Origin of the sequence: Nitrincola sp., assembly GCF_048264025.1 — a bacterium.
In the GTDB taxonomy this organism is placed as follows: Bacteria; Pseudomonadota; Gammaproteobacteria; order Pseudomonadales; family Balneatricaceae; genus Nitrincola.
The window spans coordinates 140,710-159,653 of sequence record NZ_JBLXDN010000002.1 but is presented as its reverse complement, the minus strand read 5'-3'; the positions used below and the strand labels follow the sequence as shown (position 1 = coordinate 159,653).

Here is an 18,944-nt window from a genome sequence, read left to right as displayed (position 1 = left end):
ATTGAGGATTGTGGCGTTAAAGCGACAAATCCAGCATTTCTGGTGGCAGGGTATCTTCGCCAACCTCGTCGAGGTATTCGTCTCGAGTGGCGCTCCACTGTGCTTCATCCCAAATTTCAAACTTGCGTCCCTGACCCAATAACACAATTTTTTTATCCAAACCTGCGTATTCCCGCAAGCTCGCTGGCAACAGCAAGCGGCCATTACCATCTAATTCCAGATCAGTGGCATGCCCGATCAGCAAACGCTGAATCCGACGAGCCACCTTATTAAAACTGGGCAACGCCTCGATCCGAGCCTGAATATCTTCCCACTCGGGCAAGGGATAAAGCAGCAAGCAGCGGGACTCGGTGTCGATCGTGGCGACCATCTGATTACTGCAATGCGACGCTATCATCTCGCGATAGCGTGCCGGGATCGCCATGCGACCCTTAACATCCAGATTGATCGGATTGACTCCGCGGAACATTATGCCCACTGAATTCCCCAAATTTAACCACTTTGAACCACTTTTACCCACTATTGCACACTATAGTGAGTAACCCCAGGCAATGCAAGGCACAACCCTGGGTCAAAACGGCATGAAAAGTGATTACAAACGCCGATCAATGAAGGGCATCAAAAGAATTATTAGCGAATCAATTAATTAAAGAGAAACAAACAGATAGGCTGTATATACATACAGTTAAAAGATTTTTTAGCGATTATATAATTCGACAGGAAAGTCGTAAGCAGGCAAGTGTGGGAGTCTGCCTGTAAGCCGGGTTTTGTCGGGGACAATCATTCATCTGGGATACATGTCACCATGCACCTCAAGCGACCTACCCGGATCCAGTGCGGGCCACACCTTAAGGATCCCTATTTGGTCTTGCTCTGAGTGGGGTTTTCCATCGCCGTGGAGTGTTGCCACCCACGCGGTGCGCTCTTACCGCACCATTTCAACCTTACCGTGACTCCGAAGAGCCCTTAGGCGGTATACTTTCTGTTGCACTTTCCGTCGGCTCACGCCGCCCAGACGTTATCTGGCACTCTGCCCTGTAGAGCCCGGACTTTCCTCCCTCCTGCAAGCAGAACAGCGATTGTCCGGCAGACTCCCGCGCGCAGGATAACAGGAAACCCAGCAAGTGCAAGCATTACCGCTCCAGCAATGCCTCGTAAAGACTCTTTTTATGTACCCCAGTAATCTGCGCTGCCAGAGCTGCGGCTTTTTTAGGTGGCAACTCCTCTGCAAGCAACCTGACAATTTCCAGGCTTCGGGCATCTGGACCCTCATTATCAGCCTGGGGAGCAACAGCCCCACGTACCAGCACAACAAACTCGCCTTTTTGTTGATTGGCATCAGACTGCATCCAAAGCAACAACTCTGCCAGACTTCCATGCTTTATGGTTTCAAAGGTTTTGGTAATCTCACGCGCAACCACAGCTTCGCGATCAGTACCAAAGACCTCAATCATGGCCTGCAGTGAATCCAGTATACGGTGGGTTGATTCGTAAAAAATCAGTGTGCAACTGTGCTCCACCAACGCAGCAAGGCTTTTTAGACGCGCTTGCTGTTTTGCAGGTAAAAAACCGATGAACATAAAGCGGTCTGATGGCAGGCCCGCCGCACTCAAGGCGGCAATAAAGGCACAGCAGCCAGGCACTGGTGACACAGTATAACCCGCCTCGCGCACGCGCCTGACCAGAGAAAATCCTGGATCCGAAATCAAAGGTGTTCCCGCATCAGACACCAACGCAATCGTCTTACCGGCTGATAAATGGCGTATAATCAGATCTGCACGGGCATTTTCATTGTGATCATGGACTGAAATCAGAGACGATTTAATGTTAAAGTAGGCTAGCAGTCGCCCTGTATGACGGGTATCCTCAGCAGCAATGAGATCCACCTTGCCCAGCAACTCGATGGCACGAGGTGAAAGATCACCCAGATTGCCAATAGGCGTCGCAATAACATATAAAACCGGTTCAGCCATGAAGGTTATTCTCTTTTAAGGATTGATGAGTTTATGACAAAGCAACTAGGCCTGCTTTTATGCCTAATACTGACTTTACTGCTGCTCTCGGCCTGCGGTACCAGACCAACAACAACCCTACCCTCCGTAGCCGACAATGCAGATGTACAGCAGCTACTGACATCCGCACAGCGTGCAGGCCCCGAACAGGCGGCCACACTGAAACTTGAAGCGGCACGACTGCTCGTCGAAGATCAGCAAATCGACACAGCCGTGAGTATACTGGAAAGCATCGACAAACGCAGACTTCCGCCGCAATTGGGACTGGATATTGCCAGCCTGCAGGCCAAACTATTATTACAGAACAACAAGTCCGCTCAAGCACTCGACTCTCTGGATTTCCGTCAGCTCCCTCCTCAACTGACCAACGAACAGGTTATACAGCTCAACCAGCTTCGTGCTGAAGCCTTTTCAAACCAACAGGATTACATCAATGCTGCCCGCGAACTAATTGCTGCCAGTCAGATGACAACTGAGCAGAATATTCGCCAAATGCTGCACACACAGATATGGGGTCTACTGACGTCTGCCAGCAATGCCCAATTGAACAGTGCTACAGATAATAGAGGCAACAACTACACAGAACAGGGTTGGTTTGAACGTGCGTCTGCAGTTGCCGGCATAACTGATTTTGGCGAACAACAGGAAAAACTGTTCGACTGGCAGCTTCTCTGGGATCAACATCCGGCGGCCGAATTACCACCGCAGGATCCCGATGCACTGATTGCCACAGAGCTTTCACCCATACAACTTCCAACGGCAGGCATCCAACGCACCGCCCTGCTCTTGCCTATGACAGGTGAGTTGGCAAATATAGCCCGCATCATTACCGAAGGCTATGTTACAGCAATGCAAGCTGCCGGCTCATCGGACACAGAACTCGTTTTACTTAACAGTACCGAGATACACACGCCCGAACAGCTGTTTTATGCCGCCAGAACACAAGGTGCCAATTTTATTGTGGGTCCCCTGGAACGCAGTTTTGTCAATCAACTGGCCGATTATCCGGAACACCCGATCACCGTTCTGGCATTGAACCCAGCACTGGAGGGTAACAACCCTCCCCTGCAACTTGACCTATCCAGTGATCATGAAGCCCTTGCATTGGTTCAGAAAGCCTTGGATATGGGCTACCATAATGCCATGATCATTCACAGCGACACCCGTTCAGGACAGCGCTTTGAACAACTGATTCGTGAAGAGTATGAGCAGCGCGGCGGCTTTATCCGCGCCACACTCGGCTTCAAGGCCACTCAAAGCAACAGCGAACAAGTTAGAGAACTCCTGCTTCAGGATCCTGAAATAGCCCGCACCATGCCGAATCGTTCCCGTAGCGGCATGAGCGTTAATGTCAGACATGAAACGGATGTCATTTTCATGGCGGCAGAGGCTGGAGATGCCCGCTTGATCCGTCCGATGCTGATGTATCACTTTGCTGGAGCCATTCCAGTCATGGCTACATCTCAGGTGTACGAAGGCAACGCCAGCGCATCCAGAGACACGGACCTGAATGGCATCACTTTTGTGGATTTACCCTGGAGAATTGCCGAACCCAGCCCCACGCGCCTTCAACTGCTTGAATTACGTGATAATGCCGACACAGATCTCGGCAAACTCTATGCCCTGGGTGCTGACGCCTATTTAATCAGCCAGAATCTACCGACATTACTGAGCCAGGATGGCATACTCGCCGGAGAAACCGGCAATCTGCAACTTGGCCCCAATCGCAGGTTGAGCAGAGCACTGGTCTGGGCAGAATTTGTAAATGGAGAACCTCAACTCATTACGGAGTAACTCATGGACAGACAAACTATCGGCAAGGAAGCCGAACGTAATGCAGAAACCTGGCTAACAGCCCAGGGATTGCAATTGATACAGCGTAACCTGCGCTGCCGTCTAGGCGAAATTGACCTGATTATGACTGACGGCCCTCACCTGGTTTTTATTGAAGTCAGGCACAGGAAGTACAGCCTATACGGTGGTGCCGCGGCTTCAGTTGACTGGCGCAAACAACGCAAACTACTTCAGGCTGCACGGTTTTTTCTGGCTGGAAATCCCGGCTGGGCCAAACACCCCTGTCGCTTTGATGTCATTGCATTTGAAGGCAACAACGAACCTTTGTGGTATCGTAACGCCTTTCAGAACTGAAGCCATCAAGCTGGAACCGTACCATGGAACTTGAAGACCGTATTATTCGCCAGTTTCATCAATCAATGGAAGTCAACGCCCAGACGATTGAGCAGTTTACACCGGTCATCGCAACAGCCAGTGAACTGATTCTCCAGTGCCTGATCACTGAGCATAAAATACTGAGCGCCGGGAACGGCGCCTCCGGTGCACTGGCACAACATTTTGGCAGCCTGTTAATTAACCGCTTTCGCCAGGAACGCCCTGGATTACCAGTGGTCACATTAAATGCAGATAGCGCTGCCATCAGCGCCATCGCTGAAGACAGTGGCTTTGCCGATATTTATTCCAAGCAGATCCGGGCGATAGGCATGCCGGGAGATATATTGCTGGCGATATCAGCCAATGGTCGCTCAGCCAGCCTGGTACAGGCCATCCAGGCGGCCCATGATCGTGAGATGAGCGTCATAGCCCTTACGGGTGGAGATGGTGGTAACATGACTGCACTACTCAGACCGGATGAAACTGAAATCTGTGTACCCAGTACTGATGAAGCACTGGTACACCACGCACAACTGCTGGTATTACATAGTCTAACCGACTTGATTGACTTTCAACTTTTTGGAGCCTGATCGATGAAAAAGCTTATTTTTGCACTCTTCACCTGCCTGTTCATTCTTAGTGGATGTTCTACACTGGTCAGCTCAACCCGCGAAACACCCATCGAAGAAAATGAAGGCCGTCGGACAATAGGCAGCTACATCGAAGACAACAGCATTGAATTCAAAGCCAAAGTAAATATCAATAAAGGCTCGCAGGCGCTCTCTCAGTCTAACATCAACGTTACCAGCTTTAACGGCCAGGTACTGCTGACAGGCCAGGTGCCCGATGACCGCACCAAAAATGAAGCCACAGAGGTTGTTAACCAACTCCGCGAAGTGCGCAAAATACACAATGAATTAGAAATTTCCGGACCCACCTCGATGATGATCCGTGCCAATGACACCTACCTAACCGGGCGCGTCAAGGCTCAATTACTGGCTGACAAGAGCACCAACGGCATGCGTATCAAAGTCGTATCTGAAAATGGCACTGTGTTTCTGATGGGGCTGGTCACAAATCAGGAAGGCGATCTCGCTGTCGAGGTCGTTCGTAATATAGTCGGCGTCAACCGGATAGTGAAGGTATTCGAATACATCTGAAAGCATACAGCAGCCAAGACTTAGTCAATGGCTGCTGTATTAGAGGACTTACTTAACCACCTTAAGTGTTGTTCTAGACTTGCTGCCCGCGCCTTTTTTACTACTCACAGAGACTGGGCCACTTGGTGTGGGTGGTGAATCTTCTGGTGGCTGCTGCTCAGCCAGCTGCATTAACTCCTCAGCACCCGGCTCCATGCCAAACCCCATCCCCTGGCCATTCTCCCTGGCATAAATTGCCAGAATAGCCGCCAGCGGGACAAAGATATTCATTGGCACGCCGCCAAAACGCGCATTGAAAGACACACCGTCCTGATCAATGGACAACTGCTGCACAGCAGAATAGCTGATATTCAACACCAACTGATCATCCAGCGTGAATTGCTCAGGAACCATTACACCCTGCACTCTAGCATCCACAGCCAGATAGGGCGTGAGATCATTATCCGTAATCCACTGGTGCAATGCACTCAGCAGATAGGAGCGGCTTGGCGTCATGCTCATGAAAAGTTCAACACCTCTGGTAATTTGGTTTTATCAGTCCCGCATCTCTTTTTCAGCTTCAGACAAGCTGGCCTGAAAAGATTCACGTTCAAAAATGCGCTTCATGTACGACAATAACGGGCCAGACTGCGCCTGAGGCAGTTCGATACCCATCACCGGCAAACGCCACAACAGCGGAGCTATACAGCAATCCACCAAAGTGAATTCATCGCTCATGAAGTAGGGCTTTTCAGTAAAGATTGGCGATATAGAAACTAGGCTATCGCGCAACTCTTTACGGCAATACTCTATCTGCTCAGGATCAGCCGTACCGGTCAGAATGGTATCGGCATAGCCACACCAGTCGCGCTGAATTCGATAGATATACAGTCGACTATCCGCGCGGGCAACAGGATATACCGGCAACAGTGGCGGATGAGGAAAACGCTCATCGAGGTACTCCATCATTACACCCGGCTCATACAACACAAGATCTCTGTCCAGCAAGGTGGGCAGAGTATTGTATGGATTCAGCCCTGCCACATCTTCAGGCATATCATCAATTTTGCAGTCGACAATATCAACTGCTACACCCTTCTCAGCCAGTACAATACGTACACGATGGCTGTAATGGTCATCACCATCTGAAAAGAAAGTCATGGAAGAACGTTTTGCTACCACTCCCATTGAGGTACCTCTTTGTTACAGGGATCAAAAAACAAAAAGCTACGCGACCAAAATGGCCGCGTAGCTGGCGTAACTTGAATAAATTCAAGCTTAATGTATATCTCTCCAATACTCACGTTTCAGCAGGTAAGCAACAAAAGTGAATATAGCTAAGAAGATCAGCACATAAGTACCAATACGATGCGCCTGGAGTTTAGATGGCTCACCCACATAGGTCATGTAGTTGGTCAGGTCATATATCGCCTGATCAAATTCGGCTACAGACATACTGCCTGTTCCTGGCTGAACCTGCAAACACTGACCACTACGGGTACCTGTCAGTGGATCCAGCGTACCTGAAAATCCACCATGGGCCACAAGATCTTCATGGCTGCAATGATTCACTACAACACCCTGAAGGTCTTCCAGCACATTCGGCATACCGACATCTGTGAATACGGCGTTATTGACGCCAAAGCGCGCTGCATCATCACGGTAGAAGGTACGCAGGTAATTATACACCCATTCACCACCACGAAGACGTGTTTCCAGCGACAGATCCGGTGGCGGTGCACCAAACCAACCCTCAGCATCATCCTTGTCCATAGAGATGGTCATCTGGTCGTTAACGCCATGATTTCCCAGGATCAGATAGTCTTCCATCAGATCTTCAGGAATACCTATATCTTCACCCGTACGAGCAAAACGCTGATATTCCATGGAGTGACAACCCATACAGCGGTTAACAAACAGCGCCATACCGCGTTGTAAGGATTCCTGATTACGCAGGTCAGCCTTGAATGAGTCCATCGGGTAGGTTGCGCCGCCAGCCGCTAAAGCCAAAACCGGGAAACATACCATCAATAATGCAAATAGATATTTTTTCATCAGCCTGTCACCCTTTGCGGAACCGGTTTAGTGCTTTCCATTCTGGTGTAGAAAGGCATCAGAAGGAAATAAGCGAAATACAGCACTGTACAGATCTGAGCTACAGTCGTTCGCGCATCAGTCGCAGGCAGCACGCCCAGCACACTCAGAATCACAAAACTAACGGCCAGTATTGCCAGGAACACTTTACTGATCCAGCCTTTATAGCGCATCGATTTTACCGGGCTGCGATCCAACCAGGGCAGTACAAAGAGTATGGCAATCGCCGCACCCATGACCACAACACCCCAGAATTTCGCATCCAGACCAAACAGACTGAAGGTCACGGCACGCAACATCGCGTAGAAAGCAGTGAAGTACCAAACCGGCGCGATATGGTCTGGCGTCTTCAGTGCGTTTGCAGGTTCAAAGTTTGGCTTTTCAATGAAGTATCCACCCCCTTCCGGGAACCAGAAGACTACAACAGAGAAAACAAACAGGAACACGCCCACACCCACCAGATCTTTCACAGAATAATACGGGTGGAAAGGGATACCGTCTTTGGGTATACCGTTTTCATCAAGATTATCCTTGATTTCAATACCATCCGGGTTATTTGAACCCACTTCATGCAGGGCAAGAATGTGCAAAACAACCAAAGCCAACAGTACAATCGGCAGAGCAACCACATGCAGTGCAAAGAAACGGTTCAGAGTAATACCAGAAATCAGGTAGTCACCACGAATCCATTGCTGCAGATCAGGGCCTATGACTGGAATCGCACCGAATAGAGAGATGATAACCTGAGCACCCCAATAGGACATCTGCCCCCAAGGCAGCAAATAACCCATGAAAGCTTCAGCCATCAAAGCCAGATAGATCGTCATACCGAAAATCCACACCAATTCACGCGGCTTGCGGTAAGAGCCATACATCATGCCACGGAACATGTGCAGATAAACAACCACGAAGAATGCGGAGGCACCGGTAGAATGCATGTAACGCAACAACCAGCCATACTCTACATCACGCATGATGTATTCCAACGACGCAAATGCACCCTCAGCTGAAGGGTTATAGCTCATTGTCAGCCAGATGCCGGTCACTATCTGGTTAACCAGAACCAACAGAGCCAACGAGCCAAAGAAATACCAAAAGTTAAAGTTCTTCGGTGCATAGTATTTGGAAAGATGGTCTTCCCACATGGCTGTTGCAGGGAAACGATCATCGATCCATCCCATCAAGCCCGGATTACCTTTATTACGATGACCAGCCATTATACATCCTCCGGATCTATACCAATTATCAGGGTGTTATCATCCAGATACGCATGGGGTGGGATAACCAGATTGGTTGGTGCTGGCTGCGCACGGTACACACGACCTGACAGGTCGAAACGCGAACCATGGCATGGACAGAAGAAACCGCCTAGCCAGTTTTCACCCAAATCAGCGGGTGCAACTTCCGGACGATACGTTGGTGAACAACCCAAATGCGTACAAATACCAATCAACACAGCATAGTCTGGACGCAAAGCGCGCTCAGGTGTCTTGGGAATATAATCAGGCTGCTCTGAACGATTGGACTCAGGATCAGCAAGACGTTCATTCAATGACGCCAGACTTCCCATCGCCTCTTCAGTACGGCGAACAATCCAGACCGGACGCCCACGCCACTCAACAATCATCTGCTGACCCGGTTCCAGCTTGCTCACATCAGCGCGGACAGGTGCACCCGCTGCTCTAGCTTTAGCACTCGGATTCCAGGACGCTACAAACGGCACAGCGACTCCAACAGCACCCACTGCGCCCAATGCAGATGTGGCACCTAAGAGAAGCCGACGCCGACCTTTATTCACGCCGTCATTGCTCATTAATTTTATCTCCACTCATTCAGCCTTGCTGAGCAAAAATTACTCAACTCAGCCGCCAGTCATTAAACCCAAGAATTGAATTCTTCAAATGGCGCAAATATTAAAGAAAATACACAATTTATACAAGGTAAAAACCTACCGACCTTATGCCTATTGCTTCTTATAATACCGTAAAACACAAAAACCCGGACTGTTGTGCAGACCGGGTTTTTTGGACAACCGAAGTGGCTGAAACTTAACGTTTGGAGAACTGTGGACGTTTACGTGCTTTACGCAGACCCACTTTCTTACGCTCAACCATACGTGAATCACGGGTAACAAAACCAGCTTCACGCAGTACTGGACGCAGCGTTTCATCATATTCCATCAGTGCACGGGTAATACCGTGACGGATTGCGCCAGCCTGACCGAAACCACCGCCACCAGCGACAGTAACATAGAGATCAAACTTATCTTTATTGCCAGTCAATTCCAGCGGCTGCATCACGATCATGCGAGCTGTTTCACGACCAAAGTAGTTTTCCATGGTGCGCTGATTGATGGTGACTTTACCAGTACCTGGGCGCAAAAATACGCGTGCAGTAGAGGTTTTACGACGGCCTGTGCCGTAATACTGAGTAGTAGACATATTCGCCTTCCCCTTAGATATTCAGTTCTTTAGGTTGCTGAGCCTGATGCGGATGTTCTTTGCCGGCATAGACTTTCAGCTTGGAGTACATAGAGCGACCCAGTGGACCTTTAGGCAACATACCTTTAACAGCCAACTCAATAGTACGCTCTGGGAAGGTCTGGATCATCTTATTGAAGCTTGCTTCTTTAAGACCACCCGGGAATCCAGTATGACGATAGTACATTTTATCGTTACGCTTGTTACCAGTTACATGAACCTTCTCAGCGTTAACAACAACAATGTAATCACCGGTATCAACATGCGGTGTAAATTCCGGCTTATGCTTGCCACGCAGACGACGTGCAATTTCAGTTGCCAGACGACCCAGGGTTTTACCCTCTGCGTCAACAACGTACCAGTCGCGTTTAACTTCGGCTGGCTTAGTGCTAACAGTAGTTTTCATTGGTAGTTTCACCTTAACTCGTTAAGTCTCGATCCGCTACAGCGGTTCCGACTTACCTTATAGTTATTTGTTGCCAGCCACAGCTGACAACCTTCGCATACCCGCTATTTACGGGAGGCGAGATTATACTGGGGTTTTCTCAAAAAGACGAGCCCATTTGATAATTTTTTAACCAACTAACCGCCGACTCAAATCTTCATCTAAATCGATTGGCTCGCTTAGTATCTACCCTGCTACCTGGCCAGATTAACCAGCACACGTCCTCGCACCTGACCATCCATCAACGCGCCAGCCGTTTCAATAACCTGATCCAGTCCTATCTCTTGCCCTATAGTGTCAAAATCAGCCGATTCCAATAATTGCGACAAGCGTGACCAGGCTTCAATACGATCATCCAGCGGGCGCATCACACTGTCGATACCTGCCAAGGTAACACCGCGCAAAATAAAGGGTGCCACACTGGATGGAAACTCCATGCCCTGCGCCAGCCCACAGGCGGCCACCACACCGCCATAACGCATTTGTGCACAAGCATTCGCGAGCGTATGACTGCCAGCTGAGTCCACTACTGCCGCCCAACGTTCCTTCTGCAGGGGCTTACCCGGCTCACTCAGATCTGAGCGCGGAATAATTTCTGCTGCACCCAGGTCTGTCAGATAGGCAGACTCTTCCGGACGCCCGGTTGATGCTACTACCCGGTAACCCAGTCGACTCAGAAGCTTCACGGCAAAGCTACCCACTCCGCCATTGGCACCAGTAACCAGCACATCGCCCGCCTCTGGCTTAACACCCTGCTTTTCCAGCGCCATGACACAGAGCATGGCGGTATAGCCCGCTGTACCTGCTGTCATGACTTCGCGAGCACTCAAGCCCTCTGGAAGAGGGATAAGCCACTCACTTTTCAAGCGCGCTTTTTCAGCCAATCCACCCCAATGCACTTCACCGACACCCCAGCCATTCAACACAACCTGATCACCCGGTGAAAAACGCTCAGAATCACTTTCCAGTACCCTACCAGCCAAATCGATACCCGGTACCATGGGAAACTTACGAACCACAGGCCCCTTACCGGTAATAGCCAAACCGTCCTTATAGTTAAGCGTGCTGTATTCCACTTTGACCAACACATCACCATCAGGTAGCTGCGACTCATCCACCTGGCTCAATGTGGCGTGGTATCCCTGATCGTCTTTGTCGATGACCACTGCGTTAAACATACAACCTCCGCTTATCCTGGTGTCCAGGTGATTTATTGTTTTTTGTTACGTCCGTATTGATACCCTCACATCAAGCCCGGTGCGCTTTCGCCAGATACTCATGGGACTGCATTTCCAGCAATCGGCTTTTGGTCCGGTCTATTTCAAAGGATAGACGTCCTTCAGTATAAATGTCATGAATACTGACTTCGGCTGACAGGATCAACTTGACGCCACTATCATAAAACTCATCGACCAGATTGATAAAACGCCGCGCGGCGTCATCATTTTGCCGCCCCAGTTGCGGCACATTACTGATTAACACTTCATGGTAGATCTTACCGAGTTCAATATAGTCATTCTGTGATCTTGGACCTTCACACAGCTCTTTAAAATCAAACCAGATCACATCTTCACATACCCGGCGACAACGAATATGGCGGCCATTTACCTCAACCAACTGATCATTTCTGGCCTCACTTATATCCGGCGCCAGACTCTCAAAGCTACCATTAAGGCTGATATCAGCCTGCTCATCCAACGGGTAGTGATATAACTCTGCCTGCTCAAGCACCCGCAGTCGATAGTCGATACCGCCATCGACATTGACCACTTCAGTGAATTTATTCAGCAAAGCGATGGCAGGTAGAAAGCGCGCCCGCTGCAAACCATCTTTGTACAAACCATCCGGTACAATATTGGAGGTTGCCACCAGCGAAACACCATTAGCAAACAACTGCTCCAACAAACCACCCAGAATCATGGCATCAGTGATATCTGATACAAAAAACTCATCGAAACAAATGATCCGTGATTCATCAGCAAACTTTTTACCTATCTGCACCAAGGGATTTTTTGTGCCTTCAAGTTGCTTAAGCTCTTGATGTACGCGCTGCATAAAGCGGTGAAAGTGTGTACGGGTCTTCTGCTCAAACGGCAGGCTGTCGTAAAAGGTGTCCATAAGATAGGTCTTGCCGCGCCCGACCCCACCCCAGAAGTACAACCCCTTCAAAGGCTCGCGCTGCTCTTTACGAATCATACCCGAAAGGCGACGAATCATACTGGGTACAGGTGCATTTACCGATTCGATCAACTCATCATAAAGGCGCTGCAAGTGTTTGACAGCCATTTCCTGCGTAGCGTCATAGGAAAAATCCTCGCGCAATAGATCTTTTTGGTAACGCTCTAAGGGTGTCATAAACGCTCAAGCCTCAGTCTTATCGTGACAAGCGCAAAACTTTACTGTGCGACAGAGCAACATGCAATAATCCATTGGCTATAGAGCTGATAGCTTCACCCCCAAACAGCACGGACGATATCCATTGCGGCTTGCACAGGAGGTTCGGCAATACGATCCTTTCGGCACACAAATCCTAAAGACGCATCAATACTGACTTTATCCGCAATCACGATACCCTGCTCATGCGCCGCCCTTAACGCCAGCGTGTCACGGGCAAGCGCTAATGCCACGCCAGAGCGCACCAAGTCCATCATCGATGACTCAACATCCACTTTTGCCACTATATTAGGCTCAATCGACAACTCAGCAAACACACGACTCAAAAGGCGATGGTGAGCCGAATCAGAGGGGGTTGCGATCCAAGGCAAGCTCGACAACGCTCGCCAATCCTTGCCCTTGACTAAACTACGCCAACTGGGCGGTGCGATAACTCGATAATTAAAATCAGCCAACCTATGCACACAAAACCGACTTTGTAGCTCATGCAACCCAGGAAACCCCAGGGTAAACGCAACATCCAGTGTACCCAGCTCAATTTCACGCAGGATTGAACCTGAAATCCCCTGACGAAGCTCGTAGGATAAGCCCGGATGATGATTAGCCATAAGCCTCAGAAATGATCCAAGCCTGAGAAATTCAGGATCAACAATTGTGCCAATCTTCAATTCACCATGAATCACGCCTCGAAGACCTGAAGCTGCGGAGTTAAATGCAGTCAATGAGTCCAGGGCCTGCTCTGCCGATGAAAGCAAACGTCGCCCTTCATCGGTTAACTGCATACCACGTGGCGTTCGTTTGAATAACACCAGCCCTAGTGACAGTTGCAATTTTTTTAACTGCAGGCTGAGTGCCGGCTGTGTAATACACAAGCGATCAGCCGCTCGGGTTAGATTTCCTTCCTGTGCAATTGTCACAAACGCTTTGATTAACGCATAGTCCATATCACTTCCAGCCTGCAAAGTATTGCATTGGGTGTGGTGCCGCTATTCAGAATTGATAATCCATCCAGCCGCTTTTTCCGCAATCATCAGTGTCGGTGAGTTTGTATTCCCGCTGGTAATCACAGGCATAATACTGGCATCGACAACTCTCAAACCCTGCACCCCCTTTACCCTTAAATGTGAGTCAACCACCGCCATCGGATCATCATCACGTCCCATCTTCACAGTACCGACTGGATGAAAAATGGTAGTCGCAATATCACCTGCCAGCATGGCCAACTCATCATCTGTCTGGTACTGCACACCAGGGCGCCATTCTTCCGGTTCATACTGCTGCAAGGCCGGTTGTGCAACAATTTCACGGACTTGCCGCAGGCTTTGCGCAGCGACTTTTCGATCTTCATCCGTACTAAGGTAGTTCGGAGCAATGATAGGTGGCGCATCAAACTTATTTGAACGAATCCGGACATAACCGCGACTGGTTGGATTGAGATTACAGACGCTTGCCGTAAACGCGGGGAAAGGGTGTAAGTCTTCACCAAAAGCATCCAGACTCAACGGCTGCACATGATACTCAAGGTTGGCATGGGGCTGATCAGGATCAGACTTGGTGAAAGCACCTAACTGACTGGGGGACATACTCATCGGGCCTGAACGCTTGAGCATATATTCCAAACCTATTGCGGTCTTACCCAGCAAGCTGTTAGCCATGGTATTGAGTGTTTTCACTCCCTTCACTTTGAATACCGCACGAATTTGCAAATGATCTTGCAGATTCTCGCCCACGCCAGGGGCATCAACGTGTACGTCAATACCATGCTGACGCAACAGATCTGCCGGACCTATGCCAGACAGTTGTAGCAATTGCGGAGAGCCGATCGCACCTGCAGACAGGATCACTTCTTTAGTGGCTCGAACCGTAATGGCATCACCACCTCGGCGAATAATGGCACCAACACAACGAGGCTGGCCACCGACGGGGGTGTCCAAAATCAGCCGTTCAACCTGGGACTCTGTCCAAATACTAAGATTGGAACGCTGCTTCACCGGCCTTAAAAAGGCCTTTGAAGTATTCCAGCGCCAGCCCTTAGATTGATTCACATCGAAGTACCCGACCCCTTGATTATCACCTTGATTAAAGTCGTCTGTTTTGGGTACGCCGGACTGAACAGCGGCTTCAGCAAAACGTTCCAGTACTTCCCAGCGCAAGCGCTGCTTTTCAACCCGCCACTCCCCCCCGTGGCCATGCAGTTGTGAAAAACGTTCACCGCTGGCCAAGACTGGGTCCTGCCCTTCATCCAATCGATAGTGGTGTTCATGCTTGATAAAATCCGCAAGGCAGTTTTCCCAATTCCACGCATCATCACCGCTAAGCTCAGCCCAGTTGTCATAATCCCGCGTCTGGCCACGCATGTAGATCATGCCATTAATTGAAGAGCAGCCACCGAGGGTTTTACCGCGAGGATAACGCAAGGAACGACCATTGAGCCCGGCATCTGGCTCTGTCTGAAACAACCAATCTGTTCTGGGATTTCCAATGCAGTAAAGATACCCCACTGGAATATGAATCCAATGGTAGTTGTCTTTCTTGCCAGCTTCGATCAGCAGCACACTTTTGGTCGGGTCCTGGCTCAGCCGGTTTGCCAACAGACAACCGGCTGAGCCAGCACCAATAACAATATAATCATAGGGATCACGAGGCATAGCGATCTCCTGGCTTAATTAGATACAGGCATAGTGAATTCGGCACCGCTAGCAATACTTTCCGGCCAGCGCTGCATGATGGATTTTTGCTTGGTGTAGAAACGTACACCTTCTTCACCATAGGCATGCATGTCACCAAACAAACTTTTCTTCCAGCCACCAAAACCATGCCATGCCATAGGTACAGGTATTGGCACATTCACACCAACCATACCCACTTGTACCAGACGACCAAACTCTCGCGCTACATTACCGTCACGCGTGAACAATGAAACGCCATTACCAAACTCATGACGATTAATTAAATCCAACCCGTCGGCAAAACTAGCTACACGAAGACAGACCAAAACCGGACCAAAAATCTCCTCTTTATAAATGCGCATCTCTGGTGTGACCTTGTCGAAAAGAGTACCCCCTAACCAATAACCCTTCTCATGTCCCGCCACGGTATAACCTCGACCATCGACCAGAAGTTCAGCGCCCTCTTCAACACCCTGAGCGATATAGTCACTAATACGCTGATGCGCTTGAGCCGTAACAATTGGCCCCATTTCCGCATCCAGTTCCAGACCATTTTTGACTTTTAGCTGCTGGGTTCTTTCAATCAGTTTCGGAATAATCAGATCCCCAGAATCACCGACAAACAGTGCAACCGAAATAGCCATGCAACGCTCACCGGCAGAACCGAAAGCAGCCCCCATCAGTGCATCGATGGTTTTATCCAGGTCGGCATCAGGCATGATCAACATATGGTTTTTAGCACCACCCAACACCTGAACTCGTTTACCAAAGTGTGCTCCACGCTCATAAATATAGTTTGCAACAGGGGTGGAACCAACAAACGATAATGCCTGGACATCCTCATGCTCAATCAACGCATCAACGGCCTCTTTATCGCCCTGAATAACATTAAACACACCATCAGGAAAACCGGCTTGCTGCATCAGATCAGCATACATCAAAGCAGGCGTAGGATCAGTCGGAGACGGTTTGAGTACAAAGGTATTGCCTGCAGCAATAGCTACAGGAAACATCCACATAGGCACCATGACCGGGAAGTTAAAGGGTGTAATGCCAGCAACTACCCCCAAGGGCTGTCGCATTGTCCAGTTATCAATTCCGGTTGAGACTTGCTCGGTGTAATCCCCTTTTAGCAGTTGAGGAATGCCACAGGCAAACTCAATGATATCGATACCACGCTCCACTTCGCCACAGGCATCGGTAAACACTTTTCCGTGTTCAGCGGTAATCGCTTTAGCCAATGCCTCTTTGTTCTCGTTGACCAACTGTAAAAAGCGATTCATTAAACGAGCTCGACGCAAGGGAGGCATAGCAGCCCAAGCAGGAAAGGCACTTCGTGCCGCTGCAACGGCACTTTCAACATCAGCTTTTGAAGCCAGCCTCACTTCACCAGTTTGCTCACCCGTAGCCGGGTTAAAAACCGGTTGTGTACGTGCGGATTCCCCCATCACGCGCTGACCCGCTATATAATGCTCTATAGTTATTATTGTCATGTTTCGAACTCCGCTCTTGTATATTCACTGTCATTGAACACTTGAGGATCAAACCCCTCTTACTGCTGAAATGTCGCAAATAGCAGCAGTTAAATCCAATGAGAATATCAAAACAGCATTATTACGATTTATTATATTAGTAACAATTGAATAGTGTCATAACCCTAAAATGCGCACAATAAGGGGAATTAATAACGAACTCACCACCCCGGTCAAGCCCATGGCCAGCCCGGCAAATGCACCCGCTATGGAGCTGATTTGCATCGCATAAGCGGTACCGAAACCATGTGCAGCCAACCCCAGAGCAAAGCCTTTTGCCGTTTGCGATTCCACTTTTAGCAAGCGAAACACCAGTGGTGCCAGCAAACAACCGATAATACCGGTTAACAGCGCCAGCCCGGCAGACAAGGACGGATAGCCGCCAATCTGTTCCGAAATACCTATGGCGATTGGTGAGGTGACCGACTTGGGAGCCAGCGACAGTAGCAACCTGTCAGGGCCACCCAGTACCAGGCCAATACCCAACGCAGTGACAGCCGCCGTTACACTGCCAACCAAACAGGACAGCAATACCGGCAGGAGCAGCTTACGAATACGCGCCATATGATCATAGAGGGGAATAGCCAAGGCCACAGTAGCCGGGCCGAGTAAAAAATGAATAAACTGAGCGCCCTCAAAATAGGTGTCGTAATCTGTCCCAGTTAACAGTAACAATGAAATAATCAGCGCCATAGCGACAAAAACCGGGTGTAGCAAAGCGGTACCGCCTGCTTTACGATTCAGCCAGGTTGCCACTAAAAATGCAATCAAGGTCACCACAATCCAAAACAAGGGACGGGCGGCAAAGTATACCCAGAAATTATCTATCTCCATGTTCACCTCGACGACGCGCCTTATAGGTCTCCATGCGTTGCATCATCCATACAGTTAACACTAGCGTGATCAACGTACTGCCTAGCAGCGATGACAGTACCACCAACCAGTGTGCAGCCAACAACTCTGCAAACACCATTAAGCCCACCCCTGCTGGAATAAACAGCAGGGATAAATGACGGATCAAACCCTCGGCTGGCAAGCGCAGCGTGTCCGGCACCTTGCCATAGACCAGCAACCCCAACCAAAGAATCAACATGCCGGCTACCGGTCCAGGTATTGGCGCACCCAGAGCCACCATCAGCCACTCTCCGAGCAACTGACAAAACAGTAGAATCAACATACCTTGAATCATAGAAAACCCTAATTATTAATTACGCTAGCCTAATCACCAGCCATTCAGCCGCATGGAGGCACGTAGCAGTCGTTGCTCTTCCACTTCAATATCCTGCAACTCGTCACGAATACCCTGAATATGCTCAACCGCCGCTCGGCGTGCCTGCTCCGGCAGACGATCCACCACCGCATGAAATAATCGGGCGTGCTGTCGGTCGATCTGTCGCTTTTGCACCGGACGGTGGTAAAGGTTGTTCAGCGAGGCAAACACGGAACTGATGAGTAAATCAGTCAGGGATTGCAGGGTATGCACCAATACGGGGTTGTGCGACGCCTCGCACACAGCCAGATGAAACGCATGATCAACGCGGGCATGCTCACGCAATTCCACCGGTTCTTCCGACTGTATCAGCGCCACCATCTCTTCATAACGGCGGCGAATCATGATGAAGTCAGCCTCTGTGCCGCGCATAGCGGCAAGACGAGCTGACTCTCCTTCCAGCAGCGCACGTACCTCCAGCAGATCATAGAGGGTGCGCGGGTGCTCGCTAAACAGATGCATCAGCGGCGTAGAGGGTTCTGGCATCATCCTGGCGACATAGGAGCCACGACCCTGCTCAGTCAGAATAATTCCACGGGCACGCAATAATTTCAGCCCCTCTCGAAGTGCTGAGCGGGAAAATCCCAGTTTCTCTGACAGTTGCCGCTCTGAAGGCAATCGCTGCCTTGGTTTAAGCACACCATCCAGTATCAAGGTTTCAATCCGATCAGCCACTAGATCGGCGATCTGACGCGCTTCTTCTACCATTAACTTTTTACCCGCTACACTTTACTTAAGGT

The 18,944-nt window shown here is 49.7% G+C and carries 21 protein-coding genes and 1 other RNA gene; 4 read left to right on the top strand and 18 right to left on the bottom strand.

Annotated features, from left to right (window positions below; all coding sequences use genetic code 11):
* Window positions 1-16 precede the first annotated feature (16 nt).
* The 3 genes from mraZ to rsmI all read right to left on the bottom strand — a co-directional run bounded on the left by mraZ (window position 17) and on the right by rsmI (window position 1,973).
* Window positions 17-469 (bottom strand): division/cell wall cluster transcriptional repressor MraZ, encoded by a 453-nt coding sequence (mraZ, locus tag ACN0R1_RS02890; protein WP_036521942.1) that lies wholly within the window; start codon window positions 467-469, stop codon window positions 17-19.
* Window positions 470-740: 271 nt separating this feature from the next.
* Window positions 741-1,095, bottom strand: an RNA gene (rnpB, locus tag ACN0R1_RS02885) — RNase P RNA component class A.
* A gap of 38 nt (window positions 1,096-1,133) precedes the next feature.
* Window positions 1,134-1,973: a 16S rRNA (cytidine(1402)-2'-O)-methyltransferase gene (gene rsmI, locus ACN0R1_RS02880; protein ID WP_417579742.1), complete on the bottom strand. Its 840-nt coding sequence runs from the start codon at window positions 1,971-1,973 to the stop codon at window positions 1,134-1,136.
* A 33-nt stretch (window positions 1,974-2,006) separates the two neighbouring features.
* Between rsmI and ACN0R1_RS02875 the strand changes: the two genes are divergently transcribed.
* Genes ACN0R1_RS02875 through ACN0R1_RS02860 form a run of 4 tightly spaced genes read left to right on the top strand, consistent with a single transcriptional unit; the run spans window position 2,007 to window position 5,341 of the window.
* Window positions 2,007-3,806 carry a penicillin-binding protein activator gene (locus ACN0R1_RS02875; RefSeq protein WP_417579740.1) on the top strand — a complete coding sequence of 600 codons (1,800 nt, stop codon included), beginning with the start codon at window positions 2,007-2,009 and terminating at the stop codon, window positions 3,804-3,806.
* A 3-nt stretch (window positions 3,807-3,809) separates the two neighbouring features.
* Complete coding sequence (locus ACN0R1_RS02870; RefSeq protein ID WP_417579738.1) at window positions 3,810-4,160, top strand: YraN family protein; 351 nt, start codon at window positions 3,810-3,812, stop codon at window positions 4,158-4,160.
* Between the two features lie 23 nt (window positions 4,161-4,183).
* Complete coding sequence (locus ACN0R1_RS02865) at window positions 4,184-4,771, top strand: SIS domain-containing protein (protein WP_417579736.1); 588 nt, start codon at window positions 4,184-4,186, stop codon at window positions 4,769-4,771.
* A 3-nt stretch (window positions 4,772-4,774) separates the two neighbouring features.
* A complete protein-coding gene (locus ACN0R1_RS02860; protein WP_417579734.1) occupies window positions 4,775-5,341 on the top strand; it encodes a BON domain-containing protein in 567 nt (188 codons plus the stop codon).
* Between the two features lie 48 nt (window positions 5,342-5,389).
* Here ACN0R1_RS02860 and ACN0R1_RS02855 read toward each other — a convergent pair whose 3' ends face one another.
* The 15 genes from ACN0R1_RS02855 to glcC all read right to left on the bottom strand — a co-directional run bounded on the left by ACN0R1_RS02855 (window position 5,390) and on the right by glcC (window position 18,912).
* Window positions 5,390-5,842: a ClpXP protease specificity-enhancing factor gene (locus ACN0R1_RS02855; RefSeq protein ID WP_417579732.1), complete on the bottom strand. Its 453-nt coding sequence runs from the start codon at window positions 5,840-5,842 to the stop codon at window positions 5,390-5,392.
* A 33-nt stretch (window positions 5,843-5,875) separates the two neighbouring features.
* Complete coding sequence (locus ACN0R1_RS02850; RefSeq protein ID WP_417579730.1) at window positions 5,876-6,508, bottom strand: glutathione S-transferase N-terminal domain-containing protein; 633 nt, start codon at window positions 6,506-6,508, stop codon at window positions 5,876-5,878.
* Between the two features lie 90 nt (window positions 6,509-6,598).
* On the bottom strand, window positions 6,599-7,375 hold the full coding sequence (locus ACN0R1_RS02845; RefSeq protein WP_417579728.1) for a cytochrome c1: 777 nt from the start codon (window positions 7,373-7,375) through the stop codon (window positions 6,599-6,601).
* Window positions 7,375-8,631: a cytochrome b gene (locus tag ACN0R1_RS02840; protein ID WP_417579726.1), complete on the bottom strand. Its 1,257-nt coding sequence runs from the start codon at window positions 8,629-8,631 to the stop codon at window positions 7,375-7,377. Before ACN0R1_RS02840 ends, ACN0R1_RS02845 begins: the two co-directional genes overlap by 1 nt.
* A complete protein-coding gene (gene petA / locus ACN0R1_RS02835; RefSeq protein WP_417579724.1) occupies window positions 8,631-9,227 on the bottom strand; it encodes a ubiquinol-cytochrome c reductase iron-sulfur subunit in 597 nt (198 codons plus the stop codon). Before petA ends, ACN0R1_RS02840 begins: the two co-directional genes overlap by 1 nt.
* 235 nt (window positions 9,228-9,462) lie before the next feature.
* Window positions 9,463-9,855, bottom strand: a complete 393-nt coding sequence (rpsI, locus tag ACN0R1_RS02830) for a 30S ribosomal protein S9 (RefSeq protein WP_151053798.1) — start codon at window positions 9,853-9,855, stop codon at window positions 9,463-9,465.
* A 13-nt stretch (window positions 9,856-9,868) separates the two neighbouring features.
* Window positions 9,869-10,300 carry a 50S ribosomal protein L13 gene (rplM, locus tag ACN0R1_RS02825; RefSeq protein WP_417579722.1) on the bottom strand — a complete coding sequence of 144 codons (432 nt, stop codon included), beginning with the start codon at window positions 10,298-10,300 and terminating at the stop codon, window positions 9,869-9,871.
* Between the two features lie 233 nt (window positions 10,301-10,533).
* The gene (locus tag ACN0R1_RS02820) at window positions 10,534-11,517 is read right to left on the bottom strand and encodes an MDR family oxidoreductase (RefSeq protein ID WP_417579720.1); all 984 of its coding nucleotides are present in this window, start codon (window positions 11,515-11,517) and stop codon (window positions 10,534-10,536) included.
* 70 nt (window positions 11,518-11,587) lie between these two features.
* Window positions 11,588-12,694, bottom strand: coding sequence for a cell division protein ZapE (gene zapE, locus ACN0R1_RS02815; RefSeq protein ID WP_417579718.1), 1,107 nt, complete (start codon window positions 12,692-12,694; stop codon window positions 11,588-11,590).
* 95 nt (window positions 12,695-12,789) lie between these two features.
* Window positions 12,790-13,677 (bottom strand): LysR family transcriptional regulator, encoded by an 888-nt coding sequence (locus ACN0R1_RS02810; protein ID WP_417579716.1) that lies wholly within the window; start codon window positions 13,675-13,677, stop codon window positions 12,790-12,792.
* A 42-nt stretch (window positions 13,678-13,719) separates the two neighbouring features.
* The gene (locus ACN0R1_RS02805) at window positions 13,720-15,381 is read right to left on the bottom strand and encodes a GMC family oxidoreductase (RefSeq protein ID WP_417579714.1); all 1,662 of its coding nucleotides are present in this window, start codon (window positions 15,379-15,381) and stop codon (window positions 13,720-13,722) included.
* Between the two features lie 14 nt (window positions 15,382-15,395).
* Window positions 15,396-16,895: a CoA-acylating methylmalonate-semialdehyde dehydrogenase gene (locus ACN0R1_RS02800; RefSeq protein WP_417579712.1), complete on the bottom strand. Its 1,500-nt coding sequence runs from the start codon at window positions 16,893-16,895 to the stop codon at window positions 15,396-15,398.
* Between the two features lie 156 nt (window positions 16,896-17,051).
* Window positions 17,052-17,768 (bottom strand): LrgB family protein, encoded by a 717-nt coding sequence (locus ACN0R1_RS02795; protein ID WP_417579710.1) that lies wholly within the window; start codon window positions 17,766-17,768, stop codon window positions 17,052-17,054.
* Window positions 17,755-18,123: a CidA/LrgA family protein gene (locus ACN0R1_RS02790; RefSeq protein ID WP_417579708.1), complete on the bottom strand. Its 369-nt coding sequence runs from the start codon at window positions 18,121-18,123 to the stop codon at window positions 17,755-17,757. Before ACN0R1_RS02790 ends, ACN0R1_RS02795 begins: the two co-directional genes overlap by 14 nt.
* A gap of 33 nt (window positions 18,124-18,156) precedes the next feature.
* Window positions 18,157-18,912, bottom strand: a complete 756-nt coding sequence (gene glcC / locus ACN0R1_RS02785; protein WP_417579706.1) for a transcriptional regulator GlcC — start codon at window positions 18,910-18,912, stop codon at window positions 18,157-18,159.
* Window positions 18,913-18,944 lie beyond the last annotated feature (32 nt).